This is a genomic window from Pseudomonas sp. S09G 359, from assembly GCF_002843605.1.
GTDB lineage: Bacteria > Pseudomonadota > Gammaproteobacteria > Pseudomonadales > Pseudomonadaceae > Aquipseudomonas.
Map to the genome: position 1 here is coordinate 2,360,386 of NZ_CP025263.1, position 22,402 is coordinate 2,382,787.

Genomic DNA, 22,402 nt, shown 5'->3' on the forward strand with positions numbered 1-22,402 from the left:
GCTTAACCCTCCTGGCGTTTGTTAGTGGGATCGAAGAAGGGCAGTTGCACCACCTCGGCCAGGACGACGATGCCGCCCTCGACGCGAATCGGAATGCGCTGCCCCGGCGTGCTTTGCTCGATACCGGCGTAGGCCAGGCCGACGATGCGGCCCAGGGTGGCGGAGTATTCGCAGGAGGTGACGTTGCCGCTGATGTCCGGGCCGTTCAACACCAGGTGGCCTTCCAGCGGTTGCACGCTGCCCTTGGGCAGGGTGAAACCCACCAGTTTGCGTTTCAGCGGCTGGGCTTCGAGGATGTCCACCGAGCGCCGGCCAACGAAAAATGGCTTGCTGCGGCTGACGGCCCAGCCCATGTCGATTTCGGCCGGGTGGGTCATGCCGTCGGTGTCCTGGCTGATGATCACATGGCCTTTTTCCAGGCGTAGCAGGCGCTGGGTTTCGACGCCGAAGGGGCGGATGTCGAAGGCCTGGCCGGCGGCCATCAAGGCATCCCACAACGCCAGGCCGTGGCGCGCTGCTACGTGGATCTCATAGCCCAACTCGCCGACGAACCCGACCCGCAGCAAGCGCGCCTTGATCCCGGCCACGCTACCCTGGCGTACGCCCAGGTACGGGAAGCCCTCGGCGCTCAGGTCGAGGTCGCTGCACACCTGTTCCAGCACTTTGCGCGCATCCGGCCCGGCCACGTTCACCGCGCAGATGGCGGCGGTGACGTTCGCCACGTCGACGTCCAGGCGCCATTGCGCGTTCCACTTGAGCATCTGCTGGTAGATGCGGTCGACGCCGCTGGTGGTGGCGGTGACGTAGAAGTGGTTGTCGGCCAGCCGCGCGCACACGCCGTCGTCGATCACCACCCCGTGCTCGTTGGTCATCAGCGCATAACGCGAACGGCCCACCGGTTGCTTGAGGAAGGCGAAGGTGTACAGGCGGTTGAGCAGTTCGGCTGCATCCGGACCGCGCACGTCAAGGCCGCCGAGGGTCGAGACGTCGATCAGCCCGACCTTGTTGCGCACGTGCAAGGCTTCGGCCTGCATGCATGCCTCGCGGTCCTGCGCCTTGCCGTAATACGCCGGGCGTTGCCAGATGCCGGCAGGCATCATTTTCGCCCCGGCCTGCACATGCCGTGCGTGCATCGGCGTCTGCCGATAAGGGTCGAAGGCGCGCCCGGCGACGTGGGCGAGTTTCTCCGCCACGAAGGGCGGGCGCGCGGTGGTCACGCCGGTTTCGCTGATACTGCGCTGGGTGGCCCAGGCCACCAGCCGCGCCGTCGGCAAGGCCGAGTGGCGCCCCTGGGACGGGCCCATGCCCACGGTGGAATAGCGCTTCACCAGTTGCACATCGCGGTAGCCGATGCGGGTGGCGTTGACGATATCCGCCACCTGCAGGTCTTCGTCAAAATCCACGAAGTCCTTGCCTTTGGGGTGCGGGAAGATCGGCCAGTTGAAGTTCACCTGGGCTTCACTGCGCAGCGGCACGCGCGGGCCGCTGCTGCTCAAGCCGAGGGCGAGCAGGCAGTCGGCGACGGCGTTGGTGGCGTCGGCCAGCACATTGTCCAACTGGTGCTGGCCATGCACCGAGCCCGCCACACTGAGGTTGTGCGGCAGGCCGCTGAGGCTGAACGCTGCACGCGGATCGTCATAGGCCAGCTTGCCGCCAGCCTGGCACAGCAGTTGATACACCGGCATGTAGCCGGCGGACATGCACAGCAGGTCGCAGTCGATCAGCTGCTTGCTGTCACTGACCTGGCCCTGGCCGGTGATCTGGCGCACGTCGACGCCCTTGATATGCCGCAGGCCTTTTTCATGCAGGGCCTCGAAGACCGTGCTGTTGTTGATGCATCGGATCTTGCGCTGGGCCAGGGCGCCTGGCAGGGCTTTGTCTGCCGGTGCCTGGCGCAGGTCGATCAGCGCGGCTACGTCTACGCCCTGGTCATGCAGGTCGAGGGCAGCGAGGTAGCCGTCATCGTTACCGGTAAGCACCACCGCGCGTTTGCCCGGCCTGACCGCGTAGAGCTTCATCAGGCGTTGCGCCGCGCTGGTGAGCATCACCCCCGGCAAGTCGTTATTGCGAAACACCACCGGTTGGTCGAACGAGCCGCTGCACACCAGGCACTGCCGGGCGCGCACCTTGTACATCCGCTTGCCCTGGATCACCGGCAGGTAATTGTCGCTGAACCAGGCGTTGCAGGTGGCGTCGGTGAGTACCTGGATGTTCGGGTGTTGCTGCACCGCCGCCAGCAGTTCATGGCGCAGGCTGTCGGCGCGCGTGCCTGCGATATCGAAGCGCGCATAGGTCAGCGAACCGCCGAGGATCGGCTGCTGCTCGATCAGCAACACCTTGGCCCCGGCATTCGCAGCGGTCAGCGCCGCCTGCAGCCCGGCGGGGCCGGCGCCGATCACGGCGAGGTCGGTGAACAGGTACGCCTTGTCGTAGTACTCGGGCTGGAACTTCAGGTCGAGTACGCCCAGGCCGGCTTTTTTGCGGATGATCGGCTCCCAGACCTTCCACATGCCCTTGGGCTTGTAGAACGAGCGGTAGTAGAAACCCACCGGCATGAATTTGGAGAACTTGCCCAGGTAGGCGTCCTTGTCATTGTCCAGCGAGCCGTTGACGTTCTGCGCGGTCACCTGCAAACCGCCGGTCAAGCCGTGGGCATCCGCCAGCACGTTAGGTTCGTGGGGCAGTTGCACCAGGCTGTTGGCGTCCTGGCCGGCCATGGTCAACGGGCCACGCGGGCGGTGGTATTTGAACGAGCGGGAAATCAGGAAACGCCCGTTGGCCAACAAGGCACTGGCGATGCTGTCGCCCTGCAAGCCTTGGTAGGCGTGGCCGTCGAAGCTGAAATCAAGGGCCTGATCACGTCTGATCAGCAAGCCCATTGGGGCGGGGAGGCGGTTCATCCGGCGATCTCCTTGGCGGTGTTGAAGTCGACGCGGCGAGTGAACAGTTCCTTGGGGTCGAAGGTGCGCTGGACTTCATCGGTGACCGTGTGGCGCTCGGCGAGGAACCAGTAGCTGGATGGCGTGTGCATCCACCATTCGCACACCACGCCGGCAAGGTTGTCGGTGTTGAACACGTAGTCGGCCCATTCGGCATCGCTGCAGTTGATCGGGTCGGGCATTGGCTTGAATTCGCCGCCATAGGTGAACTCGCTGATATTGCGCGGCCCGTTGAGCGGGCACGTCATGATTTTCATAGTCCGCTCTCCATCAGTGGCTGGCCGCCGTGGCGCCCATTTCGTTGACTTGCTGAAAGGTCGAGAAGCGTTCGAGGCCGAACGGCTTGATCAGCTCCGGGACCTTGCCGCCGCTGGCAACCAGCTCGGCCATGGTCTTGCCGCAGATCGGCGTGGCCTTGAAGCCCCAGGTGCCCCAGCCGGCATCGAGGTAGTAATTCTTCACTGGCGACAGGCCCATGATCGGGCTGTAGTCGGGGGTCATGTCGGTGATACCGGCCCACTGGCGCATCAACTTGGCGTTGGCCAGGAACGGGAACATCTCGATGGCGTGGGCCAGCAGGCTTTCCTTCAGGTCCAAGGTGGAGCGTGTGTTGAACAGCGGGTAGGGGTCGGAACCGCCGCCGAATACCACTTCGCCACGGCTGGTCTGCTGCACGTAGCAGTGCAGCGCCGAGGAACTCACCAGCGGGTCGAGGAACGGCTTGAACGGTTGGGTGACCATGGCCTGCAGCGGGAAGGTCTGGATCGGCGAGCGGATGCCGGCCTTGGCCATCAGCAACGAGCTGTGCCCGGCAATCGCCTGCACCGCGCAACCGCATTGAATGGTGCCGCGATTGGTCTTCACGGCGGTGATGGCGCCGTTCTCGATCACCAGGTCTTGCACTTCGGTGAGCTGATGGATTTCCACGCCACGCTTGGCCGCCTGCTTGGCGTAGCCCCAGGCCACGGCGTCGTGGCGCGCGGTGGCGCCGTCGATATGCCAGAGCCCGGCGATCACCGGCAAGTGGCCGGGGTCGAGGTTGAGGCTGGGCACCAGTTCGCGGATCTGCTGGCGGTCGATCATCTCGGTGCGCCCGCCGAAGTGCTTGTTGACCTCGGCGCGCTGGCGAAACGAACGCACGGTGGCGTCGGTGTGGGCCAGGGTCAGTTGGCCGCGCTCGGAGTACATGATGTTGAAATCGAATTCATTCGACAGGCTCTGGAACATCTTCACCGACTCCGCATAAAAGCGTACGCCTTCGCTGGTGAGGTAGTTGGAGCGGATCACCGCGGTGTTGCGCGCGGTATTGCCGCCGCCCAGGTAGCCCTTTTCGAGCACGGCAATGTTGCTGATGCCGTGGTACTTGGCCAGGTAATAGGCCGTCGCCAGGCCGTGGCCGCCGGCGCCGATAATCACCACGTCATAACGCGGCTTGAGTTCCTTGGGCGGTGGCAGGTCCACCTCCACCGGGTACTCCGAACTCAGCCCGTACTTCAATAGATTGAATGGCATACGGCCTCCGATTGGCTGCGTAGGGCGTGGTGTTGCGCGAGGGCGGCAGCCACGGTGTTTTTCATCAGGAAGGCAATCGTCATCGGGCCGACACCGCCGGGCACCGGGGTGATGGCGGCGACGTGGGGCAGGGCGGCGTCGAAGTCGACATCGCCGACCAGGCGGCTGCGGCCGTCGTCGTCGATACGGTTGATGCCGACGTCGATCACCACCGCGCCGGGCTTCAACCAACTGGCGTCAATCAGGCGTGCGCGACCCACGGCGGCGATCACGATATCGGCCTGTCGGCACAGGGCCTGGGCGTTGTGGCTGCGCGAATGCAGCACCGTCACCGAGCAATCCGCCTGCAGCAGCAGCGCGGCCATGGGTTTGCCGACGATGTTCGAGCGGCCGACCACTACCGCGTGTTTGCCGCGCAGGTTGCCGAGGGTCTGTTCGAGCAAATACAGGCAGCCACTGGGCGTGCACGGCGTGAGTACCGCGCGCCCCTGGCTGAGGCCGCCGACGTTCTGGCTGTGAAAACCGTCCACGTCCTTGTCCGGCGCAATGGCTTCGAGGGCGCGCAGTTCGTCGATCTGCGCCGGCAGCGGCAGTTGCAGGAGGATGCCGTGGATCGCCGGGTTGGCGTTCAGTTGGCCGATCAGAATCAGCAATTGCTCGGTGCTGGTGTCGCTGGGCAGGCGGTGTTCCAGGGAGCGAATACCCACCTCATCGGCGCGCAGGATCTTGTTGCGCACATAGACCTGGCTGGCGGCGTCGCTGCCCACCAGGATCACCGCCAGCGCCGGTTGAATAGCTTGCGCGTGCAGGCGCGTAACGTCGTCGCGCACTTGCAGCAGCACCCGCGCGGCGGCGGCTTTGCCGTCGATCAGTTTGGATGCGCTCACCGGAACACCACCGTTCTGTCCTGGTTGAGGAACACCCGATGTTCCAGGTGGTACTTGACCGCCTTGGACAGGGCCACGGTTTCGGTGTCACGGCCGATGGCGACCAGGTCGTCGGGCTTGTACACGTGGTCCACGCGTTGTACTTCCTGTTCGATGATCGGGCCCTCATCCAGGTCGCTGGTGACGTAGTGCGCGGTGGCGCCGATCAGCTTCACCCCGCGTTGGTAGGCCTGGTGGTAAGGCTTGGCGCCTTTGAAACCGGGCAGGAACGAGTGGTGGATATTGATCGCCCGCCCCGACAGTTGCCGGCACAGGTCGTCGGAGAGGATCTGCATGTAGCGGGCCAATACCACCAGCTCGGTGCGGGTGTCATCCACCACTTTCATCAGCTCGGCTTCCTGGGCGGCCTTGTTGTCCTTGGCCACGGGCAGGTAGATAAAGCGGATACCTTCGCGCTCGGCCATGGGCCGCAGGTCGAGGTGGTTGGAGACGATGGCGGTGATGGTCATGTCCATCTCGCCCTTGTGGTAGCGGTAGAGCAGGTCGGTGAGGCAGTGGTCGAACTTGCTGACCATCAGCATCACGCGCATGGGTTCGCGGGTGTCGTGCAGTTCCCACTGCATGTCGAAGGCTTGGGCGACGTCGGCGAAACCGTCGCGGATCTGTTGCAGGTCGCCGGTGTGGCCGTCGTTGAAGCGGAACACGGCGCGCATGAAGAAGCGGCCGCTGAAGTCATCGTCAAACTGCGCCATCTCCCCGATGTAGCACGCGTTGTCCGCCAGGTAGGTGGTAACGGCGGCGACGATGCCGGACACGGCGGGACACGTGACCTTGATGATGAAATGGTTTTTTTCGTGTTGCATGACACGTCCTCGGGATGATGGCGGCAGCTCATCGCATAGCGAAAAAATGTCTGAGGACAGCAGGCTCGTTCCTTGAGCGCGTTTTCTTGTTAGGAATAAAATATTCCTGAAGTGGCTTTATAGGGGAATGGGGGCGGGGCGTCTAGGGTTTTTGGGAAAGTTTTTTAACTGAGGGGAATTTTTTGAGGCGCCTGGGGGGGCCATATCCGTTGCTGCGGTAACGGCTGCGTATGGTTCCGCTCTTACAGCGGGTCACTTTTGGAAGGACCCAAAAGTAACCAAAAGGTCCTCGCCCCACCACTCGGTGCCTCGCCTAGGCTCGGCATGCCCGTAATCCGACAGTGATGTGGGGGGCCGCCGCCACGCGCCATCCATGGCGCGGGGCGGCTAAACCGGCATCCCTGCCGGTTTACCCCCCACATCCCTGTCGAATTCCGGCCAGCGTGGTTGACGGGGCGATTTCAGATCAAAATCAAAAGCCAAAGCAGATCAAAAGCAGAGCACGGCGGCCTAGTAGCCGACCTGAGTGGTGTAGATCAAAAGCGCTGTTGCTTTGCTTTGTTTTTGCTGTGGCCCTTACATCCTTTTCGCTGACGAAGTCAGCGGTCTTTTGATCTGCGCTTTTGATCTTGATTTTGATCTTGATCTTAGGCGCCCCGTTAAACACGCTGGCCGAACGCAGGCTTGAATTCGTGGGTAACCCGGCAGGACGCCGGGTTAGCCGCGATGGGCCAAGGATGGCCCATGGCGGCGGCCCACGGATTCAAGCCGGAGTGAGGGCACACCGAGCCTAGGCGAGGTGCCGAGTGTTGGGGCAAGAGCCCTTTTGGTTACTTTTGGGGCTCTTTTCCAAAAGTGACCCGCCGTAAGGGCGGAACCAATATCGGCCGTGACCGAAACAACGGATATGTACCCCAAAGAACTCACTCCCCACCCCCCCCATAATTCATGATGGAAAGCAGCCGAATCGGCACCCGCACCAATTCCTCCGGCCCATGGGGAATCTCCCCCTCAAACGTCAGGCTATCCCCAGCTTCCATCCGATACAGCTGGTTCCCATGCCGGTAAATCAGCTCGCCTTCAAGCAGATGCAAAAACTCCGTGCCAGGGTGCGAGAACGTCGGAAACTCCTCGCTCGCATCATCCATGCTCACCATGTACGCCTCGAAGCTCTTCTTCGGCCCGCGCGTATGGTTGAGCAGGTGGTACGTATGGCCCTTCTCAGTCCCGCGGCGCACCACTTCCATGCCCTGGTCACCCTTGACCAGCAAAGCGCTGCCATCCTGCTGGTCATATTCACTGAACAACTTCGACAGCGGCAGCCCCAGCACATCGCACAGGCGGCTCAGGGTGTCGAGGCTGGTGGACACCTGGGCGTTTTCGATCTTGCTCAACATGCCCTGGCTGATATCGGCGATTTTCGCCACATCGGACAGCTTGAGGTCCTGGGCCTGGCGTTGGCGCTTGATCTGCAAACCCAGGTATTGCTCGAGTTTGAGGCGGGGGGCGGTTTCGGTGGACATAGTCATCAGATCCTGCACGGTTTCCGTTCAGTAATATTAGTTTCGCACTAGGAATGTGCAAGCCATGGCTCTTGGTGGCCGTCCCCGGTAGCGTATTCCCACGGGGAAAAGAATTTTCCCATATATACAGCACAAAAGCGCTTCCACCGGCATTTCAATCGCCCGCTCGCGAATCTGGCAAGGGTCTTGCATTCCTGTAAGGAAACTAACTTTCTTTTTAGGAATAAAAAGACAGCCAAGGCCCATCCACACTGTTTTGCCTTTCGCGAGGAGTGACGAGCAATGTTGCCAGCAGAAACCCAGCGCATCATCGACAAGCACGGGATCAAGTACGTGCTTGCGCAATTTGTGGATATACACGGTGCGGCCAAGACCAAGTCGGTGCCCATCTGCGGGCTCAAGACGGTGGCCGAAGAGGGGGCCGGGTTCGCCGGGTTCGCCATCAGCGGCATGGGCATGGAACCCCATGGGCCGGACTTCATGGCGCGGGGCGATCTGTCGACCTTGACGCCGGTACCGTGGCAGCCGGGGTACGGGCGGGTGGTGTGCGTCGGCCATGTGGACGGCCAACCCCATCCCTATGACAGCCGCTACGTGCTGCAACAACAGGTGCAGCGCCTGCAGGACAAAGGCTGGACGCTGAACACCGGCCTGGAACCCGAGTTCAACCTGATGCGCCGCGACGAGCAGGGCAAGCTGCAACTGGTCGACCCCAGCGACAACCTCGACAAGCCTTGCTACGACTACAAGGGCCTGTCGCGTTCGCGTGTGTTCCTCGAGCGCCTGACCGAAGCCTTGCAGGCCGTGGATTTCGAGGTCTACCAAATCGACCACGAAGACGCCAACGGCCAGTTCGAGATCAACTACACCTACAGCGACGCCCTGACCTCGGCCGACCGTTTCACGTTTTTCCGCATGGCCGCCGGCGAGATCGCCAATGACCTCGGCATGATCTGCTCCTTCATGCCCAAGCCGGACCCGAAACGCGCCGGCAACGGCATGCACTTTCACCTGTCGATCAGCAGCGCCGAAAACAAGAACCTGTTCCATGACGCCAGCGACCCGAGCGGCATGGGCCTGTCGAAACTGGCCTACCACTTCGCCGCCGGCTTGCTCGCCCATGGCCCGGCGCTATGTGCGTTCGCTGCACCCACGGTCAACTCCTACAAGCGTCTGGTGGTCGGCAACTCGTTGTCCGGCGCCACCTGGGCCCCGGCTTTTATTGCCTTTGGCGCCAACAACCGCTCGGCCATGGTGCGGGTGCCGTATGGCCGCCTGGAGTTCCGCCTGCCGGATGCCGGCTGCAACCCGTATCTGGTCAGCGCGGCAATCATCGCGGCGGGCCTGGACGGCATCGACCGGCAGCTGGAAATCGACCACGTCTGCAACGAAAACCTCTACAGCCTGAGCCTTGAGCAGATCGCCGAGCGCGGCATCAAGACCCTGCCGCAATCGCTCAAGGAAGCCTGCGACGCGCTGGAGGCCGACCCGCTGTTCGCCGAAGTGCTCGGCCCGCAGATCGTGGGCGAGTTCATCAAGCTCAAGCGCATGGAGTGGGTGGAATACAGCCGCCATGTGAGCGACTGGGAAATCCAGCGCTATACCGAATTTTTCTGACACCGTGTGACGGAGACTGGATATGTGTGGAATCGTAGGCCTGTACCTGAAAAATCCCCGACTGGAACCCCAGCTCGGCCAGCTGTTTGAACCCATGCTGCAAGCCATGACCGACCGTGGCCCGGACAGCGCAGGGTTTGCGATCTACGGCGATGAAGTCGCCGACGGCTGGGTCAAGCTGACCCTGCAAGCCACCACCGAAGCCTTCGACTGGAAAGGCCTGATGGGCGAACTGGAAGGGCGCCTGGGCTGCTCGCTGGACTGGTTCCAGAACGCCAGTGCGGCCGTGTTGAAGATCCACGCCGACGAGTCGCCGGTGCGCCTGGCCCTGGCCGAGCTGGCGCCGAGCGTGCGCATCATGAGTGCGGGGCAGAGCATCGAGATCCTCAAGGGCATGGGCCTGCCCGAGGAAATTTCCCAGCGCTTCGGCCTCGCGGGCATGCAGGGTAGCCACATCATCGGCCACACCCGCATGGCTACCGAAAGCGCGGTGACCATGGAAGGCAGCCACCCGTTTTCCACCGGTGCCGACCTGTGCCTGGTGCACAACGGCTCGCTGTCCAACCACTTCCGCCTGCGCCAGGAACTCAAGCGCGAAGGCATTCATTTCGAAACCGACAACGACACCGAAGTCGCCGCCGGCTACCTGACCTGGCGCCTGCAACAGGGCGACTCGCTCAAAGACGCGCTGGACCATGCCCTGGAAGACCTCGACGGCTTCTTTACCTTTGCCATCGGCACGCGCAACGGTTTTGCGGTGATCCGCGACCCAATCGCCTGCAAGCCGGCGATCCTCGCCGAAACCGACGACTACGTGGCCATGGCCTCCGAGTACCAGGCGCTGTCGAGCCTGCCGGGCATCGAGAACGCGCGTATCTGGGAGCCGGCACCGGCCACGTTGTACATCTGGGAACGCCAGTCAGCTTAAGGAGCGCACATATGAAAACCATCGATCTTTCCACTGCCACCGTGCGTGACCTCAACCAGGCGCTGCATGCGCAGGTGCTCGACAGCGAGTGGCGCGTCACCCATTCCAACGGCAAGCACAACCTCGCCGTCGGCGTGAACCAGCCGGTGTCCATCGATATCGAGGGCCACGCCGGTTACTACTGCGCGGGCATGAACCAGCAGGCATCGATCACCGTGCACGGCAATGTCGGCGTGGGCTGTGCCGAGAACATGATGTCGGGTTCGGTGCGCGTTAAAGGCAGCGCCTCCCAGGCCGCCGGGGCCACGGCCCATGGCGGGCTGCTGGTGATTGAAGGCGACGCGGGCGCGCGTTGCGGTATTTCCATGAAGGGCATCGACATCGTAGTGGGCGGCAGCATCGGCCACATGAGCTGCTTCATGGGCCAGGCCGGGCGCCTGGTGGTGTGCGGGGATGCCGGCGATGCGCTGGGGGATTCGCTGTACGAAACCCACATCTACGTGAAGGGCACGGTGGAGTCACTGGGCTCGGACTGCGTCGAAAAAGAAATGCGCAGCGAGCACCTGCAAGAACTCCAGGAACTGCTCGACCGCGCCGGGTTCGCCCACCAGGCGGCGGACTTCAAGCGCTACGGCTCGGCCCGCCAGCTCTACAACTTCAAAGTCGACAACGCCTCCGCGTACTGATCCAGGAGCCACACCATGACCGAACAAACCCCTCCGGTACTGCGCGAGTCGGCCACCTTCGACCGCCTGACCATCCAGGAAATCCAGCGTGCCGCCGAAACCGGCATCTACGACATTCGCGGCGGCGGCACCAAGCGCAAATTGCCGCACTTCGATGACTTGCTGCTGCTGGGCGCCAGCGTGTCGCGCTACCCACTGGAAGGCTATCGCGAGAAGTGCGGCACCGATGTGATCCTCGGCAACCGCTTCGCCAAGAAGCCGATCCACCTGAAGATCCCGGTGACCATTGCCGGCATGAGTTTCGGCGCGCTGTCGGCCAATGCCAAGGAAGCCCTGGGCCGTGGCGCGACCATCGCCGGCACCAGCACCACCACCGGTGACGGCGGCATGACCCCGGAAGAGCGCGGCCAGTCCCAGCACCTGGTGTACCAGTACCTGCCGTCGCGCTACGGCATGAACCCGGACGACTTGCGCAAGGCCGACGCCATCGAAATCGTCCTTGGCCAGGGCGCCAAGCCCGGCGGTGGCGGCATGTTGCTCGGGATGAAAGTCACCGAACGCGTGGCCGGCATGCGTACCTTGCCGATCGGCGTGGACCAGCGCAGCGCCTGTCGCCACCCGGACTGGACCGGCCCGGACGACCTGGCGATCAAGATTGCCGAGCTGCGCGAAATCACCGATTGGGAAAAACCCATCTACGTGAAAATCGGCGCCAGCCGGCCGTATTACGACGTGAAACTGGCGGTCAAGGCCGGTGCCGACGTGATCGTGCTGGACGGCATGCAAGGCGGCACGGCGGCGACCCAGGAAGTGTTTATCGAGCACGTGGGCATCCCGATTTTGTCGGCCATCCCGCAAGCGGTACAGGCTTTGCAAGAGATGGGCATGCACCGCAAGGTCCAGTTGATCGTGTCGGGCGGTATTCGTAACGGCGCCGACGTGGCCAAGGCCATGGCGATGGGCGCGGATGCGGTGGCCATCGGCACGGCCGCGCTGATTGCCCTGGGCGACAACCACCCACGCCTGGATGCGGAGCTGAAAAAGATCGGCTCGGCGGCGGGGTTCTACGACGACTGGCAGAACGGCCGCGACCCGGCTGGCATCACCACCCAGGACCCGGAGCTGTCCAAGCGCCTGGACCCGGTGGAAGGCGGGCGCCGCCTGGCCAACTACCTGCGGGTGATGGTGTTGGAAGCCCAGACCATGGCCCGCGCGTGCGGCAAGTCGCACCTGCACAACCTCGACCCCGAGGACCTGGTGGCACTGACGGTAGAGTCGGCCGCCATGGCGCGGGTGCCGTTGGCCGGAACCAGTTGGGTGCCGGGTAGCGGTTACTGAGACTGGATGAAAACCTGTGGCGAGGGAGCTTGCTCCCGTTCGAGTGCGCAGCGCTCGCAATGTTTTTGCGGCCGCTTCGCAGCCCAGCGCGAGCAAGCTCGCTCGCCACAGATCAACGAGCCCGCCAAGAGGCTCAGCTAATAACAATTGCTCACTGCCAGGCACATCCCATTTTTTTCGCAGGAGCTTTGAACATGGTTAATCGTCTTCTCGGCAAATCCCTCTTCGGTTTATGCGCAGCCAGTGCCTTTGCACCGTTGGCATACGCCGCCGATGCACCCACCTTGAACACCGGCAGCACTGCCTGGATGGTCACCGCCGCCGTGCTGGTGCTGTTCATGTGCTTGCCGGGGCTTGCGCTGTTCTACGGCGGGTTGGTCCGCGCGAAAAACATGCTGTCGTTGTTCACCCAGTGTTTCGGCATCGCCGGCCTGGTGGGCGTGCTGTGGGTGATCTACGGCTACAGCATGGTGGTCGACACCACCGGCATGGTCGAGGGGCAGGTGACCTTCAACAGTTTTGTCGGCGGTTTGAGTCGTGCTTTCCTGGCCGGCATGACCCCCGAAAGCCTGGTGGGGGATATTCCAGAAGGCGTGTTCGTGACGTTCCAGATGACCTTCGCGATCATCACCCCGGCGCTGATTGCCGGTGCCTTTGCCGAACGCATGAAGTTCTCGGCGGCGCTGTGGTTCATGGCCCTCTGGTTCACCCTGGTGTATGCCCCGGTGGCGCATATGGTCTGGGGCGGTTCGGGGGCGTTGATGCATAACTGGGGCGTGCTGGATTTTGCCGGCGGCACCGCCGTGCATATCAATGCCGGTGTGGCGGCGCTCGCCGCGTGCCTGATCCTGGGCAAGCGCAAGGGCTACCAGAACACGCCGATGCCTGCGCATAACCTGAGCCTGACCATGGCCGGCGCAGCGATGCTGTGGGTTGGCTGGTTCGGCTTCAATATCGGCTCCGGTGGCGGCCTCAGCGGGCTGTCCGGCATTGTCATGCTCAACACCCAACTGGGCGCCTGCGCCGGCATCCTCGGCTGGATGTTCACCGAGTGGTTCAAGGTCGGCAAACCGAGCGCCTTGGGCCTGGCCAGCGGCGCCTTGGCCGGCCTGGTGGGGATTACCCCGGCGTGTGCCTATGTGGGCGTCGGCGGTGCGTTGGCCATCGGCTTGCTCTGCGGGGTGTTCTGCTACTTGAGCGTGACCGTATTGAAGCGCCGCTTCGGCTACGACGACAGCCTCGACGTGTTCGGCTTGCACGGCATCGGCGGCATGATCGGCGCGGTGTTGACCGGCGTGTTCTGCGTGCCATCCATGGGCGGCCTGGTGGAAGGCGTGACCATGGGTGGCCAGGTTGTTGCCCAGCTCAAAGGTGTGCTGCTGACCACGGTGTATTGCTTTGTGGTCAGCTGGGTCATTCTCAAGGTGGTGAATGCCCTGGTGGGCTTGCGCGCCCATGAGTCGGTGGAAGAGATGGGACTCGATCTCGCCGAGCATAACGAGCGCGCCTACAACCACTGATTATTCCCTGAGTAAACACCGCTAAAAAATGTGGGAGCGGGCTTGCTCGCGAATGCAGTGGATCAGCCAATGCATAGGCTGACTGACACACCGCATTCGCGAGCAAGCCCGCTCCCACATGGGTTTTGTGTTGTGGCTCAGACTGCCGCCAGTGCCTGGGGCAAGGTGGCGCGCTGCAACTGGCTGGCCACCAGGGTGTTTTTGAGCAGATAAGCAATCGTCATCGGCCCCACACCCCCAGGCACGGGGGTGATTGCACTGGCTACCGTGCGCGCACTCGCATAGTCCACATCCCCCACCAGCCGCGTGCCAGTCTCGGTTTCGATGCGGTTGATCCCCACATCAATCACTACCGCGCCCGGCTTCAGCCAGCTGGCGTCGATCAACTGCGGTCGCCCTACGGCCGCCACCACGATATCGGCCAGCCGGCACAACGCCGGTGCATCCACACTGCGCGAGTGCACTACGCTGACCGAGCAGTTGGCCTGCAACAGCAGGGTCGCCATGGGTTTACCGACAATGTTCGAACGGCCAATGACCACCGCATGCAAGCCGCTCAAGTCGCCGCAGGTTTCCTGCAGCAGGCGCATGCAGCCGCTCGGCGTGCATGGCGTGAGCACCTCGATGCCTTGCACCAGGCCACCGACGTTTTCGCGATGGAAGCCGTCCACGTCCTTGATCGGGTCAATCGCGTGGATTACCGCCGCTTCGTCGATATGCGCCGGCAACGGCAACTGCACCAGAATGCCGTTGACCGACGCGTCGGCATTCAACTGCGCCAGCAGCGCCAACACTTGCGCCTGGCTGGCGTCATCCGGCAGCCGGTATTCAAGGGAGCGGATCCCGACTTCCTTGGCGCGCAGCAGTTTATTGCGCACGTAGACGTGGCTGGCTGGGTCGTCCCCCACCAGCAATACTGCCAGGGCCGGGTAGATCTGCTGGGCGGCGAGAAGCACAACCTCCTCGCGAACCTCGTCGAGCACCTGGGCAGAGATGGCCTTGCCGTCGATATCGCGGGCAAGGGCAGGGAGCGGGCTGGTCAAAAGCGTCACCGTTATCTGGGGGGGAGTAAAGGCGCTGAGGGACAGCTCCCTCAGCGATAAGTCAGGCTACCAGTTGATGGCAGGCATACACCACCAGCACACCGGCCAGCAGCGTGGCATAGGGCAGCCAGCCGGCGCGACGTTGGCCGTCATCGGCCTGGATATACAGGTCGCTGAGCATGGCGGCGGGGAAGCGGCCTTTGTCCTGCACATAATGGCGGTAGCAGAACACCGGCAAAATCAGCAGGGCCAGCAGCAAGCCGGTGACCAGCGTACCCGCGCCCCAGATATCCGCGCCCAGGCCCATGCAGGCCAGGTTGACGAAACTCAGCACGCCGCCGGCCGCCAGCAACACCGTGGGCGCCTTGTACGGGCGCACCCAGTCGGGGCGGTCGAGGCGGTGGATCCAGCCGGCATTGAGGTTGAGGAAGTTGAAGATGATGTAGCTCACGTTCGAGGCCGCCAGCACGAACACATAGTCCGACATCAGCAACAGCAGCAGGTTGAACGACAGGTCGGTCCACATCGCCGCCGTGGGCGCGCCGTGTTCGTTGGTGCGCCCCAGGTACTTGGGCAGCCAGCCATCCACGGAGGCCTGGTACAGGGTGCGCGAGGAGCCGGACATCGAGGTCATGATCGCCAGCAACGTGGCCAGCACCAGCATGATCAGCACGATATTGGCCACCACCTTGCCGCCGCCGATGCTATCGGCCATCACCTGGCCAACGCCCATGCCGCTGTAGATCGCTGGCGACAACAGGCCGCTGTAGACCGCCGGCGTGACCACCGCGCCACTGGCGTCCAGCACCGCTGGGGTGACCAACTGGCCGAGCCCGAGGCTGCCTTGAAACGCCAGCGGCACCAGGGTAAACACCAGGATGCAGAGCAGGCCGGCGTAGAAGATCGCCTTGAACGTGTCACGCTTGGGGTCCTTGAATTCGCGGGTGTAGCACACCGCCGTTTCAAACCCGTAGGTCGACCACGCGGCCATGAACAACCCGCCGGCCATCAGCGACCAGCCGGAAATATCCCAGGGGCCATCGATGACTTGCCCGGCCGCGTCGTGGGCCAAGGGGTACAACGGCAGGAAGTTGGCCTGGGCCGCGTCCCCGGTAAACAACGGCACCACACCCACCAGCAGCAGTGGGATCAGCGAGGTCACGCCCAGCACCAGGGTCAGGCGCGCCGAGCGCAGGATGCCGCCGTGCTGCACGGCAAACACCGTGAGCAGGATCAGCAGGCCAATGCCGAAGGTCGCGTTGATGCGCAACGACAAGCCACTCTTGACCCAACCCAGGTCCAACAGGGTCAACTGCCAGGTGTTGATCAGCGCATCGGCGGGAAACAGCGCGGTGAGGATATACCCCGCCGCCAACCCCGAACCGATGGACAGCACCGGCGACCAGGCCAGCCAGTTGCACCACACCGACACCGGTGCAATCAGCTTGCTGTAGCGCACCCAAGCCACCGCGCCGTACACCGAGGCGCCACCGGATTTGTGCGGGAACAACCCGGCGATCTCGGCATACGTGAAGGCCTGGATAAACCCGAACAGGATTGACACGATCCACACGATCCACGCCGGTTTGCCCACCGTGGCGGCAATCGCGCCGATGGAGAACAGCACCAGCGCGGGCACGCCGCTGGCGACCCAGAATGCCCCGCGCCAATCGATCTTGCGGTGCAGGCTGCCCGCCGAGCTGGCGGCCTGCGGTACGGCCTCGAACGTAGTCGCTTCCATCTCTGTATTCCCATGTCTGAATAGCGTTTAAGTGGGGCAGTACACACAAGTGTGGGGACAATCAGCTACGCACCCGGCTTTTATCCGGGTCGTAGAAAATCGCTGCGCTGACCGTGGCGCTGATGCGCTTCTGCAGGCCATCGACTTTGCCAATCTCAAGCGCCGTGCCGGGTTCGGCGCAACTCACGTCGACCCGGCACAGCGCGATATTGCTGGCCAGCAGCGGCGAGCGGCACGCACTGGTGACGACGCCAACCTGGGCCCGGCCCTGGTACACCGGGTCACCATGGTGGGCGGCCTCGTTGCCGCTCACCTGCAGGCCGACCAGCTTGTGGGTCGGGTGGGCGCTGCGCCGCAACAGGGCATCCCGGCCGATAAAGTCATCGGTCTTGCTCTTGAGCGGCACACTGAAACCGATGCCGGCCTCGAACGGGTCGGTCTGGTCGCTGAACTCGTAGCCGGCAAAAATCAGCCCGGCTTCGATGCGCAGCAGGTCCAGGGCTTCCAGGCCCAGGGGCACCAGGCCCAAGGGTTGGCCGAGTTGCCAGATGCGGTCCCAGACCCGTTCGGCATCTTCGGGCTGGCACCACACCTCAAAGCCCAGCTCGCCGGTGTAGCCGGTGCGCGAAACCATCAGCGGGCAACCGTCGAAACCGTCCAGGCGGCCGACCAGGAAGCGGAACCAGCCGAGGGTTTCCAGGCTGGGTTGCGTCGGTGCGGTCCAGACCATCTGCTTGAGCAGCTCACGGCTCAGCGGCCCTTGCACCGCCAGGTTGTGGATCTGCTCACTGGCGGACTTGACCCACACCTTCATGCCGAGTTTTTGCGCCTGTTCGCGCAGCCACACGCCGGCATAGTCTTCGCCGCAGATCCAGCGGAAATTATCCGGCCCCAGGCGGAGCAGGGTGCCGTCATCAAGCATGCCGCCGTGGGCGTGGCACATTGCCGAATACACCACTTGGCCCACCGCCAGGCGCCGCACGTCGCGGGTCAGGCAGTACTGCAACAGGGCTTCGGCGTCGGGGCCGATGATTTCGAATTTGCGCAGGGCGGTCAGGTCCATCACCGCCACGCGCTCGCGGCAGCCAAGGTATTCCTCGGTGGCGCCGTAGCCGTCGTAGCGCAGCGGCAGCCACCAGTTGCGGTAGTCGACAAAGCTGCCGGTGAGGGCGCTGGTGCGTGAGTGAAACGCCGTCTCACGGGTCAGGATCGGGTCGGCATCCGCCGTGGTTCGAGTACTCATGGCGATGGAAAAACGCTCCTGTTCACTGTAGATGCGCACGTGGATATCGGTCGGGTTCCAGCCATTGGCCGGGTCGATGTCATCCGGGCACGAGGTACTGCCGCACAGCAGGTCGGTCATGGCGCGCAGCAGCACGTAATCGCCGGGCCGCGACCACGGCTCATCCAGGGTCATCTGCTGGTGCGCATCGATGCCGGTGTTGAAGAAGAAATTGATCGCCGGCCAACCGCTGCGCGCCTGCACCCCATGGGGCGCGAGCACCTGGCTGAGGTTGTCGCTGCAGTTGTCATGCCCGAAATAGCCATGGGTTTCGTAGTAACGCGCGGCACAGGCGAGGGCGAACGAGTCATGGCGGCCGACGGTGTCTTGCACCACCTCCAGCATCGGCTGCATGCGCCGGTCGAAAAACTTCGAGAACAGCCCCGGTGCCGGGTAGGCGTTGCCGTTCAGCGTGCGCGTTACGGTCTGGTCCAGGTCCAGCTCCACCCCGGCATCCAGGGCGCGGCGGTCGAGGGCGACGAAATCCGAGCACTGGCGCCCGGCTACGTCCAGCACCTGCACAAACTGGCCCTTGGCGACGGTGTAACTGTGGGCGGTGCCCGCACGCAGGGTGAACTCGTCCAGCACCTCGCCCAACGGCTCAGGCAGCGCGGGCACCCACAGGGGCGACGGGTTGGCGCGTGTCACCCACAGGTGCAATTCGCTCGGGCGGTACTGTTGGTCGACGGCGGTGGGCCCGGCGGGGGCCGCGACGAGCACCAGCAGCGGGTCATGGGCGACAAACTGCCGGCGCTGGCCCGGCGGGCTATCGTCGTCCCACAGCGAGGCGGCGCGGGGCAGTTGCTGCGGCTCGATGCCGCGCCGGTTGAGTACCTGGCCGATACGCGCCGGTACGTTGCAGGCGGTTGTACCGTGCAGCCCCCAGCTGGCCAGGGCGCTGCGACCCTTGGCATCGAGGGCCAGCAGAGAGCAGGTCTGCCGGCCTTCAATGTCGACCACTTGCAGGCTGTCGCCGGGCTGCAAGTCGACCAGGGTCATACCGCCGGCGGCTACGCGGTAGCGTTCCAGGTTCGGCGCACGGGCAAACAGGCCAGGCTCCCGGGGTTGGGAAATACGCGGTGCGTTCATGCTCAGCCGACCGACTTGATGGGCGTTGCGGGCTCGCCCAGGTACGCCGCCATCGAGTCATCCAGGGCCTGCAACCACGGCGTGTGGTGCGGCGGCGACTGGGTGCCGGTCATCAGCGAACGATAGGACTTGTCGCGGTAGCCCATGATGTTTTCCGCCTTGTCGTGCTTCCAGTGCAGGAAGGTCTGGTTGACGGCGGCGATGTCGAAATTCGGGTAATCGGTGGCATCCACCAGGTGCTGGATATAGGCGCCCTGGTACTCGAACATCTGCTGGTTGGTTTCCAGGGTCTGTTCCCGTGCCTGCCATGCCTGGCTGTCGGCAATCATCTCGGCCTGGCTGGGCAATGGGATACGCCCGAGGATCACATCCCGGGCATACCAGGCCTGGGCATCGAACATGTTGAACGAGTACCACTGGTCCTGCATGCCGAGGTAGATCAGGCGCGGGTTGGGCTCCCAGAACACGCCCTTGTAGAGGTTCATTGGCCACAGGCGGTTGTCGGTCTTGAGGCTCAACGCGTCCGGCAGGAACGGGAAATGGTGCTTGTAGCCGGTACACAGGATCACTGCGTCGATGTGCTTGCTGCTGCCGTCGACAAAGTACGCGCGGTTGTTTTCCAGGCGCTTGAGCAGCGGTTTTTCTTCCCAGTTCTCCGGCCAGGCGTAGCCCATGGGCGCAGTGCGATAGCAACTGGTAATGCTGCGCGCGCCGTATTTGTAGCATTGCGAGCCGATGTCTTCGGCCGAATAGCTGCTGCCGACGATCAGCAGGTCCTTGTCCTTGAATTCCAGCGCCTCACGAAAGTCGTGGGCATGCAGGATGCGCCCGGCGAACTGCTCGAAGCCGTCGAAGTACGGCACCTTGGGCGTGGAGAAATGCCCGCAGGCATTGATCACATAGTCGAAGGTTTCGCAGGTCAGGGTGTCGCTGGTGTAGTCGTGGGCCTGTACGGTAAAGCGTTGGGTCTGTTCGTCGAAGGTGACCTGGCGCACCACATTGTTGAAGCGGATGTAGTCGCGCACGCCGGCTTTTTCCACGCGGCCCTTGATGTAGTCCCACAGCACTTCGCGGGGCGGGTAGGAGCCGATCGGCCGGCCAAAATGTTCTTCAAAGGTGTAGTCGGCGAATTCCAGGCATTCCTTGGGGCCGTTCGACCACAGGTAGCGGTACATGCTGCCGTGCACCGGCTCGCCGTTTTCGTCGAGGCCGGTGCGCCAGGTGTAGTTCCACATGCCGCCCCAGTCCTGTTGTTTTTCGAAGCACACCAGTTCGGGGATGGCGGTGCCCTGGTCGCGGGCCGACTGGAACGCGCGAAGTTGGGCCAGGCCGCACGGGCCGGCGCCGATGATTGCTACACGTAGGGTCATGAGCGTGCCTCTTGAGGGTTTCAGCGAAAGATCACTGTCTTGTCCTGGTTGATGAATACCCGGTGTTCCAGGTGGTATTTGAGGGCTTTGGAGAGGGCCACGGTTTCGGTGTCACGGCCGATGGCGACCAGCGAATCGGGCAGGTGGGTGTGGTCGACGCGCTGGATTTCCTGCTCGATGATCGGGCCTTCGTCGAGGTCGCTGGTGACGTAGTGGGCGGTGGCGCCGATCAGCTTCACGCCGCGGTCATACGCCTGGTGATAGGGCTTGGCGCCCTTGAAGCCGGGCAGGAACGAGTGATGAATGTTGATCGCTCGCCCCGACAACTGCTGGCACAGCCCGTCGGACAGGATTTGCATGTAGCGCGCCAGCACCACCAGGTCGGTCTGGGTGTCTTCGACGATGCGCATCAGCTCGGCTTCCTGGCTGGCTTTGCTGTCCTTGGTGATCGGCAGGTAGATGAAACGGATGCCCTCGCGCTCGGCCATGGCGCGCAGGTCCAGGTGGTTGGACACCACGGCGGTGATGTGCATGTCCATCTCGCCCTTGCGGTGGCGGTACAGCAGATCGGTCAGGCAATGGTCGAACTTGCTCACCATCAGCAGCACACGGGTTGGCTGGCGCGAGCTGAACAGTTGCCATTGCATGTCGAAGCCCCCGGCGAGGTCGCCGAGGCCTTCACGCAGGGCACCGATGTCACCGCTCACGCCAGTGTTGAAACGGAACACCGCACGCATGAAAAACTGCCCGGTGAACTCGTCGTCAAACTGCGCCAGTTCACTGATGTAGCACTGCTGTTGGGCCAGGCACGCGCTGATTGTGGCGACGATCCCGGACGCCGCCGGGCAGGTGATCTTGAGGATGTAATGTTCGCTGGAGGCGTCCATCGAAGGCTCCTGAATGAAAGTGAAGGAAGGCTCAGCCCTTGGCCGTGCGTTTGCTTTTCTGCGGGTCGTCAAAGGGCAGCGCGTGGGTGGTGGCGCTGCCTTCGAGGCTGCCGCGCACCTGCAAGGCAATCCCCGGTTCGGCGCAGGCGACGCTCATGCGCGCGATGGCCATGGAGCGTTTGCTCAGGCGCGAATACATGCCGCAGGTGATCACGCCGACTTGCTGGTTGCCCTGCCACAGGGTGTCGCCGGCCTCGGCCGGGCGTACGCCGTCGAGCAGCACACCGGTGATCTTGAAACGCTCCTGGCCACGCAGGCGCAGGTGTTCTTCGGCGCCACGGAAGGCCTGCTTGCCGGGCGACACGGTGAAGTCCAGGCCCATCTCCCAGAGGGTGTCGCCGGCCTTTTGATCGGCGAAGGGGTACATCTGCGAGTTGTCGTACGGGAAGAACATCAGCGAGCTTTCCACCCGCAACCAGTCCAGGGCGGTGAAGGCGCAGGGGATGACGCCCAGGCTCGCGCCCTGTTCGAGCAGGCTGTCCCACAGGAACGGCGCATCGGCGGCCTTGCAGAAAATCTCGTAGCCGCGTTCGCCGGTATAGCCGGTGCGGGAGATCATCACCGGGCGGTCGAACAGGCGCGTTTGCAGGTGGTGGAAGTACGCCAGCTGGCGGATGCCGGGCACGTGCTCGGCCAGCAAGTCCACCGCCAGCGGGCCTTGCAGCGACAGGTCGTGCAGGTCGTCGTCAAACAGCACCGCCACGTGCCGGCCTTGGGCCGAGCGCACGAGCATCTCGTGCCCGGTACCGGCGCCATGCACCACCATGAACGCGTTGGGCCCGGTGCGGTAGACGATGCAGTCGTCAACGAATTTGCCGTCCTCGTCGAGCATCGACGCATACACCGACTTGCCGGGGTAGAGCTTGGCGATATCGCGGGTAGTCGCCCACTGCAACAGGTTTTCGGCGTGAGGCCCGACGTAGTGGACTTTTTTCAGGCCGGACACGTCCATCAGCCCGGCACGGGTGCGGATCGCTTCATGGTGGTCGGCCAGCGGGCTGTCGTAGGTCCAGGCGGTGCCCATGCCGTTCCAGTCTTCAAGATGGGAGCCGAGGGCGCGGTGCCGCTCGGCCAATGCAGAAATACGCCATGAATGGGTCATGTGAAGGTCCTTGTC

General features: G+C 63.4%; 17 protein-coding genes. 5 read left to right on the forward strand and 12 right to left on the reverse strand.

Annotated elements, in window-relative coordinates:
* Positions 1-2: 2 nt before the first annotated feature.
* From CXQ82_RS10840 to CXQ82_RS10870, 6 genes are all read right to left on the reverse strand, one after another.
* A complete protein-coding gene (locus CXQ82_RS10840; protein WP_101268697.1) occupies positions 3-2,900 on the reverse strand; it encodes a 2Fe-2S iron-sulfur cluster-binding protein in 2,898 nt (965 codons plus the stop codon).
* Complete coding sequence (locus tag CXQ82_RS10845; RefSeq protein ID WP_101268699.1) at positions 2,897-3,196, reverse strand: sarcosine oxidase subunit delta; 300 nt, start codon at positions 3,194-3,196, stop codon at positions 2,897-2,899. The genes CXQ82_RS10840 and CXQ82_RS10845 overlap by 4 nt, the downstream gene beginning before the upstream one ends.
* A 13-nt stretch (positions 3,197-3,209) precedes the next feature.
* Positions 3,210-4,451: an FAD-dependent oxidoreductase gene (locus CXQ82_RS10850; RefSeq protein ID WP_101268701.1), complete on the reverse strand. Its 1,242-nt coding sequence runs from the start codon at positions 4,449-4,451 to the stop codon at positions 3,210-3,212.
* Positions 4,433-5,338 carry a bifunctional methylenetetrahydrofolate dehydrogenase/methenyltetrahydrofolate cyclohydrolase FolD gene (gene folD, locus CXQ82_RS10855; RefSeq protein ID WP_101268703.1) on the reverse strand — a complete coding sequence of 302 codons (906 nt, stop codon included), beginning with the start codon at positions 5,336-5,338 and terminating at the stop codon, positions 4,433-4,435. The genes CXQ82_RS10850 and folD (CXQ82_RS10855) overlap by 19 nt, the downstream gene beginning before the upstream one ends.
* Positions 5,335-6,201: a formyltetrahydrofolate deformylase gene (gene purU / locus CXQ82_RS10860; RefSeq protein ID WP_101268705.1), complete on the reverse strand. Its 867-nt coding sequence runs from the start codon at positions 6,199-6,201 to the stop codon at positions 5,335-5,337. Before purU (CXQ82_RS10860) ends, folD (CXQ82_RS10855) begins: the two co-directional genes overlap by 4 nt.
* Positions 6,202-7,124: 923 nt before the next feature.
* A complete protein-coding gene (locus CXQ82_RS10870; RefSeq protein WP_101268707.1) occupies positions 7,125-7,724 on the reverse strand; it encodes a helix-turn-helix domain-containing protein in 600 nt (199 codons plus the stop codon).
* A 282-nt stretch (positions 7,725-8,006) separates the two neighbouring features.
* On the opposite strand from CXQ82_RS10870, the gene glnT reads away from it, so the two are divergent.
* The 5 genes from glnT to CXQ82_RS10895 all read left to right on the forward strand — a co-directional run bounded on the left by glnT (position 8,007) and on the right by CXQ82_RS10895 (position 13,813).
* Positions 8,007-9,341 (forward strand): type III glutamate--ammonia ligase, encoded by a 1,335-nt coding sequence (gene glnT, locus CXQ82_RS10875; protein ID WP_101268709.1) that lies wholly within the window; start codon positions 8,007-8,009, stop codon positions 9,339-9,341.
* 22 nt (positions 9,342-9,363) lie between these two features.
* On the forward strand, positions 9,364-10,269 hold the full coding sequence (locus CXQ82_RS10880) for a glutamine amidotransferase family protein (RefSeq protein ID WP_101268711.1): 906 nt from the start codon (positions 9,364-9,366) through the stop codon (positions 10,267-10,269).
* Between the two features lie 11 nt (positions 10,270-10,280).
* On the forward strand, positions 10,281-10,955 hold the full coding sequence (locus CXQ82_RS10885) for a protein glxC (protein ID WP_101268714.1): 675 nt from the start codon (positions 10,281-10,283) through the stop codon (positions 10,953-10,955).
* A 15-nt stretch (positions 10,956-10,970) separates the two neighbouring features.
* Positions 10,971-12,293 (forward strand): FMN-binding glutamate synthase family protein, encoded by a 1,323-nt coding sequence (locus tag CXQ82_RS10890; RefSeq protein ID WP_027603581.1) that lies wholly within the window; start codon positions 10,971-10,973, stop codon positions 12,291-12,293.
* A 194-nt stretch (positions 12,294-12,487) separates the two neighbouring features.
* Entirely contained in the window at positions 12,488-13,813 is a 1,326-nt protein-coding gene (locus tag CXQ82_RS10895; RefSeq protein WP_101268716.1) for an ammonium transporter, read from the forward strand.
* Between the two features lie 137 nt (positions 13,814-13,950).
* Here the strand turns inward: CXQ82_RS10895 and folD (CXQ82_RS10900) are convergent, their stop codons facing one another.
* From folD (CXQ82_RS10900) to CXQ82_RS10925, 6 genes are all read right to left on the reverse strand, one after another.
* Complete coding sequence (gene folD, locus CXQ82_RS10900) at positions 13,951-14,865, reverse strand: bifunctional methylenetetrahydrofolate dehydrogenase/methenyltetrahydrofolate cyclohydrolase FolD (protein ID WP_101268718.1); 915 nt, start codon at positions 14,863-14,865, stop codon at positions 13,951-13,953.
* Positions 14,866-14,917: 52 nt separating this feature from the next.
* Positions 14,918-16,597 (reverse strand): APC family permease, encoded by a 1,680-nt coding sequence (locus CXQ82_RS10905; RefSeq protein WP_101268720.1) that lies wholly within the window; start codon positions 16,595-16,597, stop codon positions 14,918-14,920.
* A 61-nt stretch (positions 16,598-16,658) separates the two neighbouring features.
* A complete protein-coding gene (locus CXQ82_RS10910; protein WP_101268722.1) occupies positions 16,659-18,968 on the reverse strand; it encodes a DUF1989 domain-containing protein in 2,310 nt (769 codons plus the stop codon).
* Between the two features lie 2 nt (positions 18,969-18,970).
* Positions 18,971-20,338 carry an NAD(P)-binding domain-containing protein gene (locus tag CXQ82_RS10915; protein ID WP_101268724.1) on the reverse strand — a complete coding sequence of 456 codons (1,368 nt, stop codon included), beginning with the start codon at positions 20,336-20,338 and terminating at the stop codon, positions 18,971-18,973.
* Between the two features lie 20 nt (positions 20,339-20,358).
* Positions 20,359-21,225, reverse strand: coding sequence for a formyltetrahydrofolate deformylase (purU, locus tag CXQ82_RS10920; protein ID WP_101268726.1), 867 nt, complete (start codon positions 21,223-21,225; stop codon positions 20,359-20,361).
* Between the two features lie 31 nt (positions 21,226-21,256).
* Positions 21,257-22,387: an aminomethyltransferase family protein gene (locus CXQ82_RS10925; RefSeq protein WP_101268728.1), complete on the reverse strand. Its 1,131-nt coding sequence runs from the start codon at positions 22,385-22,387 to the stop codon at positions 21,257-21,259.
* Between the last annotated feature and the right edge of the window lie 15 nt (positions 22,388-22,402).